Raw genomic sequence first — 18296 nt, 5'->3', positions numbered from 1 at the left:
TAGAACACGTTCCAGTTAGGGGTGCGGGTGGACTTCACGCTCGACGACACGCGGGTGACCCTCCGCGAGGTGGCCGCCGATGTGTTCCGCGACGCCCCTGCCGCCGCCTGGAGCACGCTGGTCACAGCGGACATGGACGTGCTCAGCGCCATGGTCGTGCTCACCGAGGCCGGCCGGGCGGCGACGCCGCTGCCCGCGCTCGCCCTCGGTGTGCTGCCGCTGGCCAAGCACGGCATCGAGGTGCCTGAGGGCGCCCGGGTGACCGCCGCGCTGCACGAACCGTCCGACCCCATGACGTCACGGCCGCGCACCAGGGCCGCCGGCGGCGTGATCAACGGGGTGAAGATCGGGGTGCCGGACGCCGTCGGAGCGCACCGGATCCTCGTGCCGGTGTCGACCGACGAGGGTGCCGCCGTCGCACTCGTCGACCCGGAAACGCCCGGTGTCACGCTAAATCCCGCCCCCACTTCCAGTGGCCGGCCCGAGTTCAGCCTGCACCTGGTCGACGTGCCGTACGAGTGGACCTTCGACGGGCTGGCCGACCTGCACCTCTTTGCCCTCGCCGGTGCCTGCGCGACGGCCGACGGCGTATTGGCGGAGGCGTTGGAGCTGACCAGAAAGCACGTTGCGACCCGTGAGCAGTTCGGCCGGCCGCTGGCCACCTTCCAGGCCGTCGCACAGCAGATCGCCGAGGTCTACATCTCCTCGCGGACCCTGCACCTGGCCACGTGGTCGGCGTGCTGGCGGCTGGCCGAGGGGCTGGACGCGGAGTCCGATGTGGACATCGCCGCGCACTGGCTGGCCGAGGAGTTGTTGCCGGCCATGAGAACCTGCCACCACCTGCACGGCGGCCTCGGTCTTGACATTACGTACCCACTGCACCGCTACTACTCGCTCGCCAAGGACCTGGTGCGCTCGATCGGCGGCGCACGGCACCGGCTGGAGGCGCTGTGCACATCGAACTGACCGGCGAGCAACGGAAACTCCGCGACGAGCTGCGCGCCTACTTCGCCGGCCTGCTGTCACCGGCCGAGCGTGAGGTGATGCTGACCGCCCGGCACGGCGACGTCTACCGCGAGGTCGTCAAACGTATGGGCCGGGACGGCTGGCTCGGTGTCGGCTGGCCGGTCGAGTACGGCGGCCGCGGCTTCGGCGAGATCGAGCAGCAGATCTTCGTCAACGAGGCGGCGCGGGCCGATGTGCCGCTGCCGTACGTGACGCTCCAGACCGTCGGTCCGACGCTGCAAGCCTTCGGCACCGACGAGCAGAAGTCCTACTTCCTGCCGCGGATCCTGTCCGGCGACCTGCACTTCGCCATCGGCTACACCGAACCCGGCGCCGGCACCGACCTGGCCTCCTTGCGTACCAAGGCGGTTCGCGACGGCGATCACTACGTGGTCAACGGGCAGAAGATCTTCACCACCGGCGCGCACGACGCCGACTTCATCTGGCTGGCCTGCCGCACGGATCCGGCTGCCCCCAAGCACAAGGGCATCTCGATCCTGATCGTCGACACCACCGATCCCGGCTTCTCGTGGACGCCGATCATCACCTGCGATGGCGCGCACCACGTGAACGCCAGCTACTACAACGATGTCCGCGTGCCCGTGACCCGACTGGTCGGCACCGAGCACGCCGGCTGGCGGCTGATCACCACGCAGCTCAACCACGAGCGCGTGATGCTCGGGCCGGCCGGGCGGATGGCGGCGCTGCACGACCGCGTGCACGAGTGGGCGGCCAAGCACGACCTGCTGTCCCATGTGGACGTTGCCACCACGCTGGCGCGGGTTGCCGCGGTGGTACGGGTCAACGAGCTGCTGAACTGGCAGGTCGCCGGCTCCGAGTCGACCGGGCTGGACCGGATCGCCGACGCCTCCGCGACCAAGGTCTTCGCCTCCGGTCGCACCCAGACGATCACCGCCGAGCTGGAGGAGATCGTCGGCCGGCACGGCGACCCGGCCGACCGGGACACCGCGGACCTGGTGCGCTGGCTGGACATCCAGGCCAAACGCAACCTGGTGCTGACCTTCGGCGGCGGTGTGGACGAGGTGCAGCGGGAACTGATCGCGACGGCCGGCCTTGGCCTGCCGAGGGTGCCGCGATGAACGCCGACGAGCAGATCCTGGCCGCCGCGCGGGAACTGGCCGCGCGGGGCGAGTGCACGCCGCGCACCGCCCGTGACCCGGTGAACGAGCCGATGATCAACAACTGGACGGAGGCGTTGGGGGACAACAGTTCCGCCTATCCCGCCGTCGCACCGCCGGCCATGATCCAGGTGTGGACCATGGGCGGCCTGCATCCCCAGCGGTCCGACGACGATCCGCTCGGCCGGATGATGGAGGTGCTCGACGCCGCCGGCTACACCTCCGTCGTCGCCACCAACAGCGACCAGACCTACCACCGGCTGGTGAAGCCGGGGGAGCGGCTGGCCGTGACCAGTCGGCTGGCCGACGTGGTCGGCCCCAAGCGGACCGCGCTGGGCGAGGGCTGGTTCGTCACCACCCACAACATCTGGCGGTCCGGCGACGAGGTCGTCGGCGAAATGCTGTGGAGCGTCCTGAAGTTCAAGCCCAAGCCGGCTGTCACGGCTTCGGTGCCGCCGCTGGTCAGCCGGGACACCGCCTTCTTCTGGGACGGGACGAAGACCGGCGAGCTGCGCATCCAGAAGTGCTCGGCCTGCGGGGCTTTGCGGCATCCGCCGGGCCCGATGTGCCCGCGCTGCAACGCCCTTGACCCGACGTATGTCGTCGCCAGTGGACTGGGCGAGGTGTACAGCTATGTGGTGCACCACCATCCGCAGGTGCCGGGCAAGCGCACCCCGTTCGTGATTGCCCTGGTGGAGTTGGAGGAGGGCGTGCGCATGCTCGGCGAGCTGCACGACATCGACCCCGAGCAGGTCAAGATCGGCCTGCCGGTGCGGGTGCGGTACGTGCCTTCGGGCGAATTCGTCCTGCCGGCGTGGGAGGTCCGATGACCGACCTGCCAGAACTGACCATCGATGTCACGCCGACGTTCGTGATCAGCACGGCGCTGGCCACGCGGGATTTCCAGGACGTGCACCACGACCGCGACAAGGCCGTGCAGCGGGGATCCAAGGACATCTTCCTCAACATCCTCACCACCACCGGCCTGGTGCAGCGGTTCGTCACCGACTGGGCCGGCCCGGATGCCTTCGTGCGCAACGTCTCCATCAAGCTCGGCGTGCCGTGTTACGCCGGGGAGACGCTGACCTTCAGCGGTTCGGTGACTGCGCAGGACGGGGCGGAGGCGACCGTGCGGGTCGTCGGCCGCAACAGCCTCGGCGACCACGTCACCGGCACGGTCAAGGTGGTGCTGCCATGACCGCCGCGATCGCCGGCATCGGCGCGACCGAGTTCTCCAAGGACTCCGGCCGCAGTGAGCTTCGGCTGGCCGTGGAGGCCGTGTCGGCGGCGTTGGCCGACGCCGGCCTCAAGCCGTCCGATGTGGACGGACTGGTGTCGTTCACCATGGACAGCAACGCCGAGATCGCCGTGGCCCGCGAACTCGGCGTGCCCGAGCTGACGTTCTTCAGCCGTATCAACTACGGCGGCGGTGCGGCCTGCGCGACCGTGCAGCACGCGGCGATGGCCGTCGCCACCGGCGTGGCCGAGGTTGTCGTGTGCTACCGGGCGTTCAACGAGCGCTCCGGGCACCGGTTCGGACAGTTCGCGACGGCCGCGGCGACCGTGCCGACGTCGTCCGGTGTGGACAACAGCTGGTCGTATCCCATGGGATTGGGCACGCCCGCGTCCACCGTGGCCATGGTCGCCCGGCGCTACATGCACGAATTCGGGGCCACCAGCGAGGATTTCGGCCGCGTCGCCGTGACGATGCGCGAGCACGCCGCCACCAATCCGCACGCCTGGTTCCACGGCCGGCCGATCACCTTGCAGGAGCACCAGGCTTCGCGCTGGATCACCGAGCCGCTGCACCTGCTCGACTGCTGCCAGGAGAGCGACGGCGCCGTGGCCATCGTCGTCACCTCGGCCGCCCGCGCCCGCGACCTTGCGCAGCCTTTGGCGCTGATTTCCGCTGCCGCACAAGGAAGTTCCGCCGACCAGTACGTCATGAGCAGCTACTACCGTGACGACATCGCCCAGCTGCCCGAGATGGGCCTGGTCGGCCGGCAGCTCTGGCACCAGGCCGGCTTCGGCCCCGACGAGATCGACGTCGCCGTGCTCTACGACCATTTCACCCCGTACGTCCTGATCCAGTTGGAGGAGCTCGGCTTCTGCGGCCGCGGCGAGGCCAAGGAGTTCATCGCCGACGGCCGCATCGGCCTCACCGGCACGCTCCCGCTCAATCCCCATGGCGGCCAGCTCGGCGAGGCGTACATTCACGGCATGAACGGCATCGCCGAGGCTGTCCGCCAGATCCGCGGGACCTCGGTCAACCAGGTCCGCGGCGTGGAGAACGTCGTCGTCACCGCCGGCACCGGCGTCCCGACCAGCGGTCTCGTCCTCACCCGCAACCGCTGACCCCCGCGAGTCCCGCTCTCCGTCACACCGAAATGCGGTTTCAGGCAGAACCGAGCCTCAAGTCCCCGTTCTGTCCGAAACCGCATTTCGGTGTGTCGCTAAGCGGGACTCGCGGGGGTGTGGGTGCCGGTGAGCACCACACGGTCGTCTACGTACGTGGCGAACTGGCTGCCCCACAGGCGGGTTCGCAGGGTGTCGCCGGGGAAGACGACGCCGGCGAAGCGGGCCTGGAAGCGAGGCAGCGGCGTGCCGACGTGGTCCACAATGGACTTGTACACCATGCCATACGTGCACAGGCCGTGCAGGATGGGCCGGGGGAAGCCGGCGCGGGCGGCGAACTCGGGGTCCGTGTGCAGCGGGTTGCGGTCGCCACACAGCTGGTACCACAACGCCTGCTGCGGAAGCGTTTGCGTGACCAGGACGGCGTCCGGCGGCCCGTCGGGGAGGGCGGACTTGGCTGAGGGGCCACGGTTGCCGCCGAAGCCGCCGTGGCCACGGGCGAAGATCTCGGAACGCGTGGTGTAGAGCGGGTTTCCGTCGAGGTCGGTGACGTCGTTCTCGGTGACGATCACAGCCGCCGAACCCTTGTCGTACACGTCGGCGATGCGGCCGGTGGCCCGGGCCTTGCCGCTGGTCGGCAGCGGCGCGTGCACGGTGATCTGCTGCGAGCCGTGCAAAGTGTCGGCCAGGTCGATGTCGATGCCCGGGAAGACCACGGCCGGCGGCTCGGTCACGTGGAAGGTCGGCGCGACGATGCCGAACGTCGGCAGCACGGTGAGCTGCGGCTCGAAGGCGTACCTGAGCTCCGTCGCCCCGAGGGCGAGGTGGTAGAGGATGACGTCGGACGCCGACCACTCGAACTCGCGGGCGCCGAGCGACGCACCGACGGCGATCTCGGGATCAATGGACACCGGACTGCTCCTTCACCGCCGCCATGGCCTGCGCCGCAAGGTAACCGAAGGTCATCGCCGGGCCGATGGTCGCGCCCGGGCCGGCGTAGGTGTGGCCCATCACCGGCGCGCTGGCGTTGCCGGCGGCGTACAGGCCGGCGATCACCGTGCCGTCGGCCCGCAGCACGCGGCCGTCGACGTCGGTGCACAGGCCGCCCTTGGTGCCGAGGTCGCCGGGCACGATCCGCACCGCGTAGAACGGCGGCTTGACCAGCTCGGCCAGGCTGGGATTGGGCTTGACGCGCGGATCCCCGTAGTAGTGGTCGTACGCGCTGTCGCCGCGACCGAAGTCCAGGTCCTTGCCCGTCCTCGCGTAGCCATTGAAGGTGGACACCGTGTCCTGCAAGGCTTCCGGCGGTGCGCCGATGGCCGACGCCAGCTCCGCCAACGTCTGCGCCTTGTGCACGGCCCCGCACTTGTGCCACCGGCCGGGCAGCGGCCGTCGCGGCGGGATGCCGGCGAAGATGTAGCGGTCCCGGTAGCGCTGGTCGGCGATCAGCCAGGCCGGCACGCTTCCCGTGTCCCGCATGGCATGCACGGCATCGACGTACGGCGAGGCCTCGTTGACGAAGCGCCGGCCGTCGCCGTTGACCAGGATGCAGCCGGGCAAAGTCCGTTCCGACAGGCAGAAGTACGGGCCTCCGCTGAGCGGAATGGACGGCCCCCACCACGCGTCGTCCATCATGGCCACGTCCGCGCCGAGCTCCTGCCCGGCCAGGATGCCGTCGCCCTCGTTGGCCGGCGCGCCGACGGTCCACTCGGTGCCGATGTCCTGCCACTTCGACCGCATCGCCTCGTTGCGCTCGAAGCCGCCGGAGGCGATCAGCACGCCGTAGCGGGCGCGGTATTCGCCGTTCGGCGTGACGACGCCGACGACCCGATCACCTTCGGTGATCAGCGAGACCAGCGGCGTGCCGAGACGCACCTCGACACCGGCCCGTCGAAGACCCACCCGCAACCCGGCCGCAAGCGCTTGCCCCATGGTCAGCAACCGTTGCCCGCGCACCCGGCCGATCATCCCGCGGACGCCGACCCGGGCCGCGCGCAGCGGCCCCCGGACGTTGCGCGCGATCAGGGTGAGCCACTTGTAGTCGGCCTGGGTGATCGGCAGCGGGCTCGGCAGGTACGGCTGCTCCAGCAGCGGGCGGTCCTCGCCGAGCAGGTTGGCGTCGAACGGGCGCGGCTCGACGGACCGGCCGCGCGGCCGGCCGCCCGGCTGCTCCGGGTAGTAGTCGCTGTAGCCGGCGACCCAGCGCAGCCGCAGCGGGCTGTTGGCCAGCACGAACGACAACATCGCCGGGCCGTGGTCGAGGAAGGCGCGCTGCCGCTCGGCCGACACGTCCGTGCCGACGATCGCGGACAGGTAGGCCCGGGCGTCCTCGGCGGTGTCGCGGACGCCGGCCTGGACCAGCACCTCGTTGTTGGGGATCCAGATGCCGCCGCCGGAGCGGGCGGTCGAGCCGCCGAACGTGTCGGCCTTCTCCAGCACGACCGCGCTCAGGCCGCGGCGGGCGGCGGTCAGCGCGGCCGTCATGCCGGCGGCCCCGCTGCCGACGACAACGGTGTCGAACTCGGGCATGTAGAACAGGTTATAGACAAGGACGCGTGGAACGCTATGGTTGGAGGCGTAGAAACTGAAACACGTTCTACTCGGGAGGTCGGGTGCTCGCCGGGGTCGTGGTGGTCGGGTTCGGGGCGGCCGGCGCGTGCGCCGCGATCGAGGCCGCCGAAGCCGGGGCGGACGTGCTCGTGCTGGACCGGTTCGACGGCGGCGGGGCCACCGCGCTGTCCGGCGGCGTGGTCTACGCCGGCGGCGGCACGGCCCAGCAGACCGAGGCCGGCATCGCCGACACCGCCGACGCCATGTACGACTACCTCGCGCACGAGGTCGGCGACGCCGTCAGCGACCGGACCCTGCGCGCCTTCTGTGACGGCAGCCCGGCCATGCTGGCCTGGCTGGAGGAACGCGGCGTGCCGTTCGCGTCCAGCGTCTGCCCGTACAAGACGTCCTACCCGACCGACCGGCACTACCTCTACTACTCCGGCAGCGAGACGCTGTACGACAACCCGGCCCCGCGCGGGCATCGCACCGCCGGCCGCGGCACGTCGGGAAAGCTGCTGTTCCAACGATTGGAGCAGGCGGCGATCGACCGCGGTGTGCGGATCCTGCGGCGTACCACCGCGCAGCGGCTGATCACCGACCCGAACGGCCGCGTGACCGGGGTGGTGTGCCGGCAGCTGACCGGGTTTCCGGCGCGGCTGCACCGGTTCCTGGGACGTATCGCCGCCAAGCCCGGCCTGTACGTGCCACAGTTGCGGCGTCGGCTACACCGGTCCATCCGGCGTATCGAGAGCAGGCACGGCGTCGAGATCACCATCGACGCGCGGGACGGCGTGATCTTGTGCGCCGGCGGGTTCGTGGCGAATCCCGTGATGATGAAGGAACATGCGCCGACCTATCGGCGTGGACTCCCGCTCGGCACGCTGGGCGACGACGGCAGCGGCATCCGGCTCGGCGCCGATCTCGGTGCCGCCACGGCAAAGCTCGACCACGTGTCGGCGTGGCGGTTCGTCACGCCACCGAGCGCCCTGATGAAGGGCAAGCTGATCAACTCGGACGGCGTCGAGATCTGCGACCTCAACCGCTACGGGGCCGCCGTCGGGCACGCCATGATCACGTCGCATGACGGCAAAGGGTGGCTGCTGGTCGACGGGCCGACGCTGGACGAGGCCCGCCGGCAGATCCCGGTGCAGACCACGTGGTTCCAGCGGTTGCAGACCCGCTACCTGTTCGGCCGGGCCCGAACGACCGCCGACACGCTCGACGAGCTTTCCCGGCGAACCGGCGTCACGATCAAGGATTTCGACGGCCAGCCACCGTTCTCGCTCATCGACGTCTCGATCAAGCGCAGCGTCGGGTATCCCTGTCCGATGCTGACGCTCGGCGGGCTGGTCGTCGACGAGCGCACCGGCGAGGTGCTTTCCGTTGACGGCACGGCAATCGCCGGGCTGTACGCCGCCGGCCGCAACGCCGTCGGCATCTGCTCCAACTCGTACGTCAGCGGCCTGTCCCTGGCCGACTGCGTGTATTCGGGTCGACGGGCCGGCCGGCACGTCGCCGCGGTGAGGAGGTCCGGTGCTCAGCGCTGACCAGCGTGCCGATGCGGCGGCCCGGCTGGCCGCCGCCGAACGGGATCGCGTGCCGATCCCGCCTCTGACCTCGCTGTTCCCGGAGATCGACGTCGTCGACGCGTACGAGATCCAGCTGCTCAACATCGGCCGCCGCGCCCGGCCCGTGCTCGGCCACAAGGTCGGGCTGTCGTCGCTGGTCATGCAGCAGATGATGGGCGTGGACGAGCCCGACTACGGGCACCTGCTCGACGACATGGCGCTCGACGAGCGGCAGACCGTGCCGCTGAAGTACTGCCAGCCGCGGGTCGAGGTCGAGGTCGGATTCGTACTGGGGGAAGACCTTCCGGGCGCCGGCTGCACCGAGGACGACGTGCTGCGGGCCACGTCCGCGCTGGCCCCGGCGATCGAGCTGATCGACAGCCGGATCGCCGACTGGAAGATCGGGTTGGCCGACACCATCGCCGACAACGCCTCCTCGGCCGGCTTCGTGCTCGGCGCGGCCCGCGTTCCGCCGGGGGCGCTGGACATCCGCAAGATCGAGGCCACCTTGCGCCGTAACGGGGAAGTCGTCGCCGAGGGCCGATCCGACGCCGTGCTGGGCAATCCCGTCACCGCCGTGGCCTGGCTGGCGCGTAAGGTCGCCGACTTCGGCGTTCGGCTGCGCGCCGGCAACATCGTGTTGCCGGGGTCGTGCACCCGGGCCTTCGACGTCCACCCGGGTGATCGTTTCCAGGCCGATTTCACCGGTCTTGGCCGGGTTTCGCTGAAATTCGCATCGACTCCCTCTGGGGAAGGAGTGGCATGACCGCGACCGCCGCGATCGTCGGCTCCGGCAACATCGGCACCGACCTCATGTACAAGCTGCTCCGCTCCGACCTGATCGATCCACTGTGGATGGTCGGCATCGACCCGCTGAGCGAAGGCCTTGCCCAGGCGCGTAAGCACGGCTTGCAGACGTCGGTCGAGGGCGTGGACTGGCTGCTGAGCCAATCCGAATTGCCGGACCTGGTGTTCGAGGCGACGTCGGCGTCCGTGCACCGGGCCAACGCGCCGCGGTACGAGGAAGCCGGTATCAAGGCCATCGACCTGACCCCGGCGGCGATCGGGCCGTACGTGGTGCCGCCGGTCAACCTCGGCGAGCACCTGACCGCGCCGAACGTCAACCTGATCACCTGCGGCGGGCAGGCGACGATCCCCATCGTCAAGGCCGTGTCCCGCGCGGTTCCGGTCAGCTACGCCGAAATCGTCGCCACCGTGTCGTCACGGTCGGCCGGCCCGGGCACGCGGGCCAACATCGACGAGTTCACCCGTACGACCAGCCACGGCATCGAGGTGATCGGGGGAGCCGCCAAAGGCAAGGCGATCATCGTGCTGAATCCGGCCGAGCCGCCGATGGTCATGCGGGACACCATCTTCTGTGCCATTCCCGAGGACGCCGACACCGAGCTGGTTGCAGTGTCCATTCGGGACATGGTCGCCGAGGTCGCCGGCTACGTGCCCGGCTACCGGCTGCTCGACGAGCCCCAGTTCGACCCGCCGTCCGCCGCCACCGGCGGCATGGCCCGCGTCTGCGTGTTCATCGAGGTCGCGGGGGCCGGCGACTTTCTGCCTTCGTACTCGGGGAATCTCGACATCATGACCGCCGCCGCGACGCGCGTCGGCGAACAGCTGGCGAAGGGCTGAGCGATGGACGTCCGTGTCACCGACACCTCGCTGCGCGACGGCTCACACGCCAAGCGGCATCAGTTCACTGTGGACGATGTGCGCAACATCGTTGGGGCGCTTGACAATGCCGGCGTGCCGGTCATCGAGGTGACCCATGGCGACGGGCTCGGCGGGTCGTCGTTCACCTACGGCTTCAGTCACACGCCCGAGCAGGAGCTCATCAAAACCGCTGTCGCCACAGCGAAACGGGCCCGCATCGCCTTCCTCATGCTGCCCGGCGTCGGCGTCAAGGACGACATTCTCGTCTCCGCCGACCACGGCGCCCAGATCTGCCGGATCGCCACCCACTGCACCGAGGCCGATATCTCCGTGCAGCACTTCGGTTTGGCGCGGGAGCGGGGCTTGGAGACCGTCGGTTTCCTGATGATGGCCCATTCCCAGCCGCCCGAGGTGTTGGCCCGGCAGGCCCGGATCATGGCCGATGCCGGCTGCCAGTGCGTCTACGTCGTCGACTCCGCCGGTGCCCTGATCATGGACCAGGTCGGTGACCGGGTCTCCGCCCTCGTCGCCGAGCTCGGCACCGACGCCCAGGTCGGCTTCCACGGCCACGAGAACCTCGGCCTCGCCGTCGCCAACTCCGTCATCGCCTATCGCGCCGGGGCCCGTCAGATCGACGGCAGCGCCCGCCGCTTCGGCGCCGGCGCCGGCAACACGCCGGTCGAGGCCTTCGTCGGCGTCTGCGACAAGCTCGGCATCGACACCGGCATCGACTTCTTCAAGATCCTCGACGCCGCCGAGGACGTCGTCGCGCCGGTCATGGACCAGGAGTGCCTGCTCGACCGGATGGCCCTGCTCATGGGCTACGCCGGCGTCTACTCCAGCTTCCTCCGCCACGCCTACCGCGCCGCCGAGCGCTACGACGTCTCCGGCCCCGAGATCCTCGTCCGCGCCGGCCAGCGCCGTCTGGTCGGCGGCCAGGAGGACCAGCTCATCGACATCGCCCTGGAGCTGCGGGGCCGCTGACTAGGCTGCTCGGCATGGGGACCATCACCATCGTCGAGGCGATGCCGCGAGATGCCGACGCACTCACCGACCTGATGCACGGATCCGAGGCGTACCAGGGAGAGTATGCCTCGATCCTGGACGGATATCGGGTCACGGCGTCCTATGTGGAGCAACATCCGACCTTCGTCGCCGTGTCCGACGGGCAGATTCTGGGGTTCTACGGCCTGATCACCGAACCGGCCCAGCTGGACATGCTCTTCGTCGCCGATGCCGCGCAGGGTCTCGGCATCGGCGCGCGGCTGGTCACCCATATGCTCGGCCAGGCCGCCGACCGGGGCATCACCTCGGTACGGGTCGTCTCCCATCCGCCCGCCGTCGGCTTCTACCGCCGCGTCGGCGCTCGTCAGGTCGGCACCGTGCCGCCGCGACCGCCCAAGGTCACCTGGTCCCGTCCCGACCTGGTCTTCGATGTGCCGGCCGGTAAGACTGGGGCATGACCGTCGTCACCTTGCTGCACCCGGGCGCGATGGGCGCCGCTGTCGGCCGGCAGGCCGTGTCCGCCGGGGCGACCGTGCTCTGGGTCGGCACCGGCCGCTCCGAGGCCACCCGTCGCCGGGCGGCCGAGGCCGGGCTGGTCGAGCGGCACGATGTCGGCTCGGCGCTGGCGGAGTCCGATGTCGTGCTCTCGATCTGCCCGCCGGCCTTTGCCGAGGACGTCGCGCGGGAGGCCGCCGGCTTCAGCGGCGTCTATGTCGAGGCCAACGCCATCGCGCCGGAGCGGTCGCAGCGCATCGCGGCCTTGCTGCCTCGTGCACGGGTCGTGGACGGCGGCATCATCGGCGGGCCGCCGCAGCGTCCGGGGACGAGGCTGTACCTCTCCGGCGATGCCACCGGGGTGCCGGAGTTGTTCGACGGCACCGCCCTCGACGTCGTGGTTCTGCCCGGCGAGGTCGGCGTCGCCTCGGCGTTGAAGATCGCCTACGCCGCGTACCAGAAGACCACCTGGGCGCTGGCCGCCGTCTCCCACGCCTTCGCCGCCGCTCACGGTGTCGGCGACGAGCTGCTGGCCGAGGCCGAACGCCTCAAGGCCCGGCCGCTGCTCCAGGTCGACGCCTACCCCGACATGGCCGCCCGCGGCTGGCGCTGGGCCCCCGAGATGCTCGAAGCCGCTGAAGCCCTCCGCGCCGCCGGCCTGCCCGATGGCCTGGCCCGCGGCTCGGCTGAGACCATGCGCCGCTGGGACCCGGCCAAGGATCGCCCCGACCTGCCGCTGAAGGACGTGTTGGATCTGCTTCGAATTGGGTGAGGAAAGCGTGCGACTGCTGGCCCATGGGCGGGATGCCGACGTGTTCGATCTGGGGGACGGCCGGGTGCTGCGGCGGTTTCGCCACGACGGCGACGTCGCGGCCGAGGCCGCGGTGATGGTCCGGCTGCGGGAAAGCGGATTCCCGGTGCCGGAGGTGTTCGAGGCCGCCGGCGCCGACCTGATCATGGAGCGGGTGCCGGGGCCGACCCTGCTGGCGGCGATTCGCAACGGGGACAAGGGCATCGCCGAAGCCGCGGCGGTCATGCGGGACCTGCATGAGCGCCTGCGGAAGCACCACGTCCTGCACCTGGATCTGCATCCGGACAACGTGCTGATGGGGCCGGACGGGCCGGTCCTGATCGACTGGACGAACGCCGCCGACGGGCCGCCGGAGCTGGACGCGGCGGTGTCGGCGCTGATCCTGGCGCAGGAGGCGCTCAGCGGGTCGGGGCGGGCGGTGCTGGCCGACGAGCTGCTCAAGGCATTTGCCCCGCACCTCGACGTGACTACTGAACTGGACCGTGCAGTTCAGTACCGCCGGGCCAACCCGACCATGTCGGCTCGGGAACTGGCCGATCTGGACCGGGCGGCGGATCTGGTCAGGGCAGCACGGTGACGACCATGCGCCGCACGGCGTCAGCGGAGGACTCGGCCTGACGGTCGGCGAACAGCAGGTGGGAGCCGCCGATGAGGGTGAGGCCCAGGGCGTCGATGTCGACGGAGGCGGGGAGGCGGCCGAGGTCGCGTTCGGCGGCGAGGTAGGCCCGGACCAGGGCGGCGGCCTCGGTGGCGAGGGGAATGCCGGGGCCACGGGCGGCCCGCAGGTGGCGGCGGAGGTCGTCACGGAAGGTGATCAGGGCGACGATCCCAACGGCGACCGAGGAGAACACCGAGGTCAGGAACTCGGTCAGATTGTCGGCGACGGCGCCGCGGCCGGCGATCGCCGGCAGGTCGGGCAGCCGGGCGATGCGGTCGAGCACGAGCTCGGTGAGAAAGCCGTCGAAGTCGGCGAAATGCCGGTGCAGCACCCCCTTGGCCACGCCGGCCTCGGTCGTGACGGCCCGGCTGGTCAGGGCATGCGGGCCCTCGCGCAGCAGGACCCGCTCGGCGGCGTCGAACAGCTGCGCGCGGGCGTCCTGGATGTGAACCCCGGTGGGCACGCGGCGAACTCTATCCAAGTGGGCAGATGCCCACTAGAGTGGGCGCATGCCCACTCCGGACAAGCAGCGTGCCGTGGCGGAGTCCTTCGGCATCGACGCCGCCAGATATGACCGCAACCGCCCCCACTATCCGGATGCCCTGATCACGCGAATCGTGGCCGACAGCCCCGGCAGGAACCTGCTCGACGTCGGCTGCGGCACCGGGATCGCCGCCCGGCAGTTCCAGGCTGCCGGCTGCACCGTGCTCGGCGTCGAGCCGGACGCCCGGATGGCCGACTTCGCCCGTGCGAGCGGCGTCGAGACCGAGGTGTCCACCTTCGAGACCTGGGACGGGAAAGGCCGTCGCTTCGACACCGTCGTCTCCGGCACCGCCTGGCACTGGGTCGACCCCGTCGCCGGCGCGGCCAAAGCCGCCGGGGTGCTCAACCCCGGCGGCCGGCTCGCCACGTTCTGGCACATCTTCGACCTGCCCGAGCCCATCGCCGCCGCCTTCGCCGACGTCTACCGGCGGGTGGTGCCCGACGCCCCGTTCGACTTCAGCACCGGCCAGTCGATGATCGACCTCTACCAGGCCCAGTTCGACCGCACCGCCGACGGCATGCGCCAGGCCGGCTTCGACCCGTCCGAGGACCGCCGCTACGCCTGGGAACGGCACTACAGCCGCGACGAATGGCTGGAGCTGCTGTCCACCCACGGCGGCATGACGCCGCTGACCGCCGACCAGCGTTCAGAGATCCTCACGGGCCTCGCCCCGGCTCTCGGCGAGGGCTTCACGCTGCCGTACGTGACGGTCTCGGTCAGCGCGCGACTGCGCCCAGCGACTGGATGAACAGGCGGCCGCGCTTGCGCAGGCGCGGCGGTAGCGGCGGCACGGTCAGCTTGTACATGTCCTGCCAGCTGTCGACCTGGAGGAAGAACTTGAGGAACAGCGCGCCGTCGCGAACGTCGACGGGGTGCGCCAGGTGGCGGGGAATCGTCGCGAGGTGCTTGCCGGGGCTGCCCTGTACGGACTGGAACACCAGCACCTGGCGGTCGGTGAGGATGAAGTACGCCTCGGCCTGGACGAGCATGCCGTAGCCGGCGCCGCCGGTCGCGATGGCCGTGGCCACGCCGACCGCCAGGCTGCGCGCGGCGCTGGCGCGGACCGAGCCGACCTTGGCCGCGGCCACCACCTCCACCTGCTCGTCCTCGGCCATCAGGGGCCGGGCCTTCTTCAGCAGCTGTCTCTCGTAGATCTTGCCCACATCGTCTCCTCGGGCCGCAGGGATGGCGGGACTGTACTGAGCCGGCCGCCGGCCGGAGTCGCCCCGGCCGGCCAGTGACGGCTTTGTCCCGTTGCGACTGGACGTGAATCCGGCCGGTTAGACTGTTCCGGTGCGGGTCGGTGTGTTCCTGCCGACCGTGGGTCGGGGTGGCAGTCCGGGCGATGTCGTCGCGTATGCGCGGCACGCGGAGGAGCACGGCCTTGATGCCGTGTGGGCCGGTGATCAGATCGTGGTCGGGTCGGGGACGCCGATGCTGGACGCGATGATCGTGCTGACGACAGCAGCGGCGGTCACGGAGCGGCTGCGGGTGGGGTTCGGCGTGCTGATCCTGCCGCTGCGGCCGGTGGCGGCGGTGGCGAAGCAGGTCTCGGCGCTGCAACAGTTGTCGGGTAACCGGGTGCTGCTGGGCGTGGGCTCGGGCGGCACGCCGCACGGTGTGTCCTCCTGGCAGGCGGTGGGCGTGCCGCAGAACGACCGAGGGCGGCTGACCGACGCGGCGCTGGCGGTGCTGCCGGGGCTGGTCACGGGCAAGCCGACGAAACTGGCCCATCTGCCCGGAACCCCGACGATCACGCTGGCGCCGGGTTCGCCGATGCCGCCGGTGATCGTCGGCGGCGCGGGGCGGGTGGCGATCCGCCGCACGCTGGAGTTCGGCGACGCCTGGTTCCCGTCCATGGTGACGCCGACGTCGGTGGCCGCCGTGCGCCAGATTCTCCATGACGGTGCGGAACAGCGTGGCCGCACGCCGCCGGGCATCACGACCGGCGTGGTCGCGTCGCTCGGCGAGGGTGCGTCGAGCCGGCAGGCGCTGGTCTCCAGCCTGGCCAACGGCTTCAAGATGCCGTTGGAGCAGGCCGAGTCCATCCCGATCACCGGGGTCGGCCGCGAGGCCGCGGACCGGATGGCGACGCACTTCGCCGCCGGGGCCGAGGAACTGGTGGTGAGCTTCGCCGGCGGGGACTGGTTCAAGCAGGTGGAACTGCTGGCCCAGGCCCGTCAGTCGGTGTAGCTGATCTCGACCTCGTCGGTCACGGGCAGCGCCTGGCAGGCCAGGGCATAGCCGTCGGCCAGATCGTCCGCGTCGAGAACCTCGTTGTGCAGCAACCGGACCTCGCCGCGCACGATCCGGCAGGCGCACGCGCTGCACTGGCCCTGCCGGCACGAGTACGGGGCGTCCAAACCGTTGTCCAGCAACACATCCAACAGCCGCTTGTGCGACGGCCATGTCAGTCTTTTGCTTACGCCGTCCAGCAACACATCCACAGTGGACGACTCGCCGGTGTCGGCGACCTCCTCCTGCACGACGTCGAAGCGCTCGACCCGGGCCGATGGCAGCACCGACACCACGGCGTCCATGAACGGCGCGGGACCGCACACGAAGGCCGACCAGCCGGCGAAAGGCGCGGCCCAGCCGGCCAGCTGAGCCCGGGACGGCAGGCCCTGCAAGCACTCCAGCCAGTGCACGACCTGAAGCCGGGACGGATGCTCGGCGGCCAGCCGCCGCAGCTCGCCGGCGAAGATCACCGAGGCGGGATCACGGTTGGCGTAGAACAGAACCACTCGCCCCGAACCCGACGCCAACACCGACTTGACGATGGACATCACCGGCGTTATCCCACTGCCGCCGGCGAAAAGCAGCAGATCGTCGTCCAACGACGCCGGCGTGAAGACACCGGCCGGCGGCCGGGTCTCCAACACCGTCCCGGCCACCACGTCCGAGCAGATCCACGAAGAGCAGGCGCCGCCGGCCATCCGCTTCACGGTGACGGTCGGTTTCTCGCCGGTGTAGGGAGAACTGGACAGCGAGTAGCACCGCTCCAACCCGTTCGGCAGCCGGAACGTCAAGAACTGCCCGGGCTCATAGGAGAACGAGGCGTCCAGCACCAGCGACACGGCGTCGGCCGTCTCCTCGATCACCTCGGCGACGCGAACCGGCTCAGTCATCGCCACCCACCTCGATCGTGCCGTCCCGGACGGCCCGCTCGATGCTGTCCCGCAACGCGGGGCAGCCGGCGACCGTGGGGCCCAGCCGGGAGCATGTCGTGGACTGCCACTGGACGCTGGTGTGCTGGAGGCTGTTCTTCTTGACCAGCACGGTGGTCCCGCAGCCGTCGCAGACATGCGGCCGAAGGCCGTCGGTGAGGTACCAGGCGGACTCGCGCACGGGCTCAGCCGCCACGACGGGCCAGGTTCTCGGCGACCTCCTGCTGCCACACCTCGTTGGCCCGCGTGGTGTCCACCTCGAACTCGAACCGCCGCACCATGTCGTCCTGCACGTCCTCTACGTCCACATAGAACTGCTCGTACCAGCGCCGAAGCTGGTACACCGGACCGTCCTCCTCGCACAGCAGCGGATTGTCCACACGGGACTTGTTGCGCCAGATCTCCACGTCCTGAAGGAAACCGACGCCGGTGTTCTTGGCGAACTTGCCGGCGATCTTGTTGGCCTGGGCGTCGTCCATGCCGGGGAACTTCTTGACGATCGCGCCCCACTGCAACACGAACGAGTTGGGCGTCACGGGATAGTGGCAGTTGATCAGCACGGTCTCGACCGTCGCGCCGTGGAAGTCGTTCCACAGGTAGTCGATCATGTACGACGGGCCGTAGTACGAGGCCTCGGACCGGGTGGCGATGTCGTTGCCGGAGTAGGCCGAGCCGGCGTTGACGTCCGGCCGCGCCTTGGAGTTCAGGTACTGGCTGGCCGTGTGCCCCTCGAACACGTTCTTGAAGAACGTGGGGAACGCGAAGTGCACGTAGAAGAAGTGGGCCATGTCGACCACGTTGTCGACGATCTCGCGGCAGTTGGCCCCCTCGATCAGCACCGAGTCCCAGGTCCAGTCGCTCCACTCGTCGGAGAAGGCGCCCTCGATGCGGGGAATGGCCAGCTCCGGCGGCGGCGGATTGCCCTGCGGGTCGTTCCAGACGAACAGCTGGTGGTTCTGCTGGCACGTGATCCACGACCGGGTCCGGGCCCGCAGCGGCACCCGCTTGGCGTACGGGATGGACTTGCAGCGCCCGTCGCCGCCCCACCGCCAGTCGTGGAACGGGCAGGCGACCTCGGCCCCCTTGACGGTGCCCTGGGTCAGGTCGCCACCCATGTGCCGGCAGTAGGCGTCGAGCACGTTCAGCGACCCGTCCGAGCCCTGGAACACCACCAGTTTCGTGCCGAAGGCCGACACGGCGTGCGGCTGCCCGTCGGCGAAGTCCTTGACCAGCCCCAGGCAGTGCCAGCCCCGAGCGAACCGGGACGGCGGCGCGCCGGCCTCGATCGTGCGGACGTCGGTACCCATCACACCTCCAGAGGCGACTACTGG

The 18296-nt window shown here is 70.1% G+C and carries 21 protein-coding genes; 14 read left to right on the top strand and 7 right to left on the bottom strand.

The window, feature by feature from the left end:
- Positions 1–27 precede the first annotated feature (27 nt).
- The 5 genes from M3Q35_RS18765 to M3Q35_RS18745 are packed head-to-tail and all read left to right on the top strand — an operon-like array spanning position 28 to position 4499.
- Complete coding sequence (locus M3Q35_RS18765) at positions 28–966, top strand: acyl-CoA dehydrogenase family protein (protein ID WP_273943180.1); 939 nt, start codon at positions 28–30, stop codon at positions 964–966.
- A complete protein-coding gene (locus tag M3Q35_RS18760) occupies positions 951–2105 on the top strand; it encodes an acyl-CoA dehydrogenase family protein (protein WP_273943179.1) in 1155 nt (384 codons plus the stop codon). Before M3Q35_RS18765 ends, M3Q35_RS18760 begins: the two co-directional genes overlap by 16 nt.
- Complete coding sequence (locus M3Q35_RS18755; protein WP_273943178.1) at positions 2102–2974, top strand: bifunctional MaoC family dehydratase N-terminal/OB-fold nucleic acid binding domain-containing protein; 873 nt, start codon at positions 2102–2104, stop codon at positions 2972–2974. Before M3Q35_RS18760 ends, M3Q35_RS18755 begins: the two co-directional genes overlap by 4 nt.
- Complete coding sequence (locus M3Q35_RS18750; protein ID WP_273943177.1) at positions 2971–3342, top strand: MaoC family dehydratase; 372 nt, start codon at positions 2971–2973, stop codon at positions 3340–3342. Before M3Q35_RS18755 ends, M3Q35_RS18750 begins: the two co-directional genes overlap by 4 nt.
- Positions 3339–4499, top strand: a complete 1161-nt coding sequence (locus M3Q35_RS18745; RefSeq protein ID WP_273943176.1) for a lipid-transfer protein — start codon at positions 3339–3341, stop codon at positions 4497–4499. Before M3Q35_RS18750 ends, M3Q35_RS18745 begins: the two co-directional genes overlap by 4 nt.
- 98 nt (positions 4500–4597) lie before the next feature.
- On the opposite strand, the gene M3Q35_RS18740 is transcribed toward M3Q35_RS18745, so the two are convergent.
- Positions 4598–5410, bottom strand: a complete 813-nt coding sequence (locus M3Q35_RS18740) for a MaoC/PaaZ C-terminal domain-containing protein (RefSeq protein ID WP_273943174.1) — start codon at positions 5408–5410, stop codon at positions 4598–4600.
- Positions 5400–7028 (bottom strand): 3-oxosteroid 1-dehydrogenase, encoded by a 1629-nt coding sequence (gene kstD, locus M3Q35_RS18735; RefSeq protein WP_273943172.1) that lies wholly within the window; start codon positions 7026–7028, stop codon positions 5400–5402. Before kstD ends, M3Q35_RS18740 begins: the two co-directional genes overlap by 11 nt.
- A gap of 83 nt (positions 7029–7111) precedes the next feature.
- On the opposite strand from kstD, the gene M3Q35_RS18730 reads away from it, so the two are divergent.
- Genes M3Q35_RS18730 through M3Q35_RS18700 form a run of 7 tightly spaced genes read left to right on the top strand, consistent with a single transcriptional unit; the run spans position 7112 to position 13173 of the window.
- Complete coding sequence (locus M3Q35_RS18730; RefSeq protein ID WP_273943171.1) at positions 7112–8599, top strand: FAD-binding protein; 1488 nt, start codon at positions 7112–7114, stop codon at positions 8597–8599.
- Positions 8586–9386: a 2-keto-4-pentenoate hydratase gene (locus M3Q35_RS18725; protein ID WP_273943170.1), complete on the top strand. Its 801-nt coding sequence runs from the start codon at positions 8586–8588 to the stop codon at positions 9384–9386. Before M3Q35_RS18730 ends, M3Q35_RS18725 begins: the two co-directional genes overlap by 14 nt.
- Entirely contained in the window at positions 9383–10264 is an 882-nt protein-coding gene (locus tag M3Q35_RS18720; protein ID WP_273943169.1) for an acetaldehyde dehydrogenase (acetylating), read from the top strand. The genes M3Q35_RS18725 and M3Q35_RS18720 overlap by 4 nt, the downstream gene beginning before the upstream one ends.
- 3 nt (positions 10265–10267) lie before the next feature.
- Positions 10268–11269 carry a 4-hydroxy-2-oxovalerate aldolase gene (gene dmpG, locus M3Q35_RS18715; protein ID WP_273943168.1) on the top strand — a complete coding sequence of 334 codons (1002 nt, stop codon included), beginning with the start codon at positions 10268–10270 and terminating at the stop codon, positions 11267–11269.
- A gap of 14 nt (positions 11270–11283) precedes the next feature.
- Positions 11284–11748, top strand: a complete 465-nt coding sequence (locus M3Q35_RS18710; RefSeq protein ID WP_273943167.1) for a GNAT family N-acetyltransferase — start codon at positions 11284–11286, stop codon at positions 11746–11748.
- Complete coding sequence (locus tag M3Q35_RS18705; protein WP_273943166.1) at positions 11745–12557, top strand: DUF1932 domain-containing protein; 813 nt, start codon at positions 11745–11747, stop codon at positions 12555–12557. Before M3Q35_RS18710 ends, M3Q35_RS18705 begins: the two co-directional genes overlap by 4 nt.
- 7 nt (positions 12558–12564) lie before the next feature.
- Positions 12565–13173: a phosphotransferase gene (locus M3Q35_RS18700; RefSeq protein WP_273943165.1), complete on the top strand. Its 609-nt coding sequence runs from the start codon at positions 12565–12567 to the stop codon at positions 13171–13173.
- Here the strand turns inward: M3Q35_RS18700 and M3Q35_RS18695 are convergent.
- A complete protein-coding gene (locus tag M3Q35_RS18695; protein WP_273943163.1) occupies positions 13157–13717 on the bottom strand; it encodes a TetR/AcrR family transcriptional regulator in 561 nt (186 codons plus the stop codon). The two genes, M3Q35_RS18700 and M3Q35_RS18695, sit on opposite strands and share 17 nt — an antisense overlap.
- Before the next feature lie 46 nt (positions 13718–13763).
- Here M3Q35_RS18695 and M3Q35_RS18690 point away from each other — a divergent pair, with 46 nt between their 5' ends.
- Positions 13764–14546, top strand: coding sequence for a class I SAM-dependent methyltransferase (locus M3Q35_RS18690; protein ID WP_273943162.1), 783 nt, complete (start codon positions 13764–13766; stop codon positions 14544–14546).
- On the opposite strand, the gene M3Q35_RS18685 is transcribed toward M3Q35_RS18690, so the two are convergent.
- On the bottom strand, positions 14515–14961 hold the full coding sequence (locus tag M3Q35_RS18685) for a hypothetical protein (RefSeq protein ID WP_273943161.1): 447 nt from the start codon (positions 14959–14961) through the stop codon (positions 14515–14517). The two genes, M3Q35_RS18690 and M3Q35_RS18685, sit on opposite strands and share 32 nt — an antisense overlap.
- A 130-nt stretch (positions 14962–15091) precedes the next feature.
- On the opposite strand from M3Q35_RS18685, the gene M3Q35_RS18680 reads away from it, so the two are divergent.
- Positions 15092–15991, top strand: coding sequence for an LLM class flavin-dependent oxidoreductase (locus tag M3Q35_RS18680; RefSeq protein WP_273943160.1), 900 nt, complete (start codon positions 15092–15094; stop codon positions 15989–15991).
- Here M3Q35_RS18680 and M3Q35_RS18675 read toward each other — a convergent pair.
- From M3Q35_RS18675 to M3Q35_RS18665, 3 genes are read right to left on the bottom strand one after another with little or no spacing between them, the layout of a single operon-like run.
- A complete protein-coding gene (locus M3Q35_RS18675; protein WP_273943159.1) occupies positions 15979–16926 on the bottom strand; it encodes a ferredoxin--NADP reductase in 948 nt (315 codons plus the stop codon). The genes M3Q35_RS18680 and M3Q35_RS18675 overlap by 13 nt on opposite strands.
- Complete coding sequence (locus M3Q35_RS18670; RefSeq protein WP_273943158.1) at positions 16919–17161, bottom strand: hypothetical protein; 243 nt, start codon at positions 17159–17161, stop codon at positions 16919–16921. The genes M3Q35_RS18675 and M3Q35_RS18670 overlap by 8 nt, the downstream gene beginning before the upstream one ends.
- A complete protein-coding gene (locus M3Q35_RS18665; protein ID WP_273943157.1) occupies positions 17151–18272 on the bottom strand; it encodes a 3-ketosteroid-9-alpha-monooxygenase, oxygenase component in 1122 nt (373 codons plus the stop codon). The genes M3Q35_RS18670 and M3Q35_RS18665 overlap by 11 nt, the downstream gene beginning before the upstream one ends.
- Positions 18273–18296: the final 24 nt, after the last annotated feature.

The organism is Kutzneria chonburiensis, assembly GCF_028622115.1.
Taxonomy (GTDB): domain Bacteria; phylum Actinomycetota; class Actinomycetes; order Mycobacteriales; family Pseudonocardiaceae; genus Kutzneria; species Kutzneria chonburiensis.
Note: the sequence above shows the minus strand (reverse complement) of the source record. Positions and strands in the feature narration are given on the sequence as shown.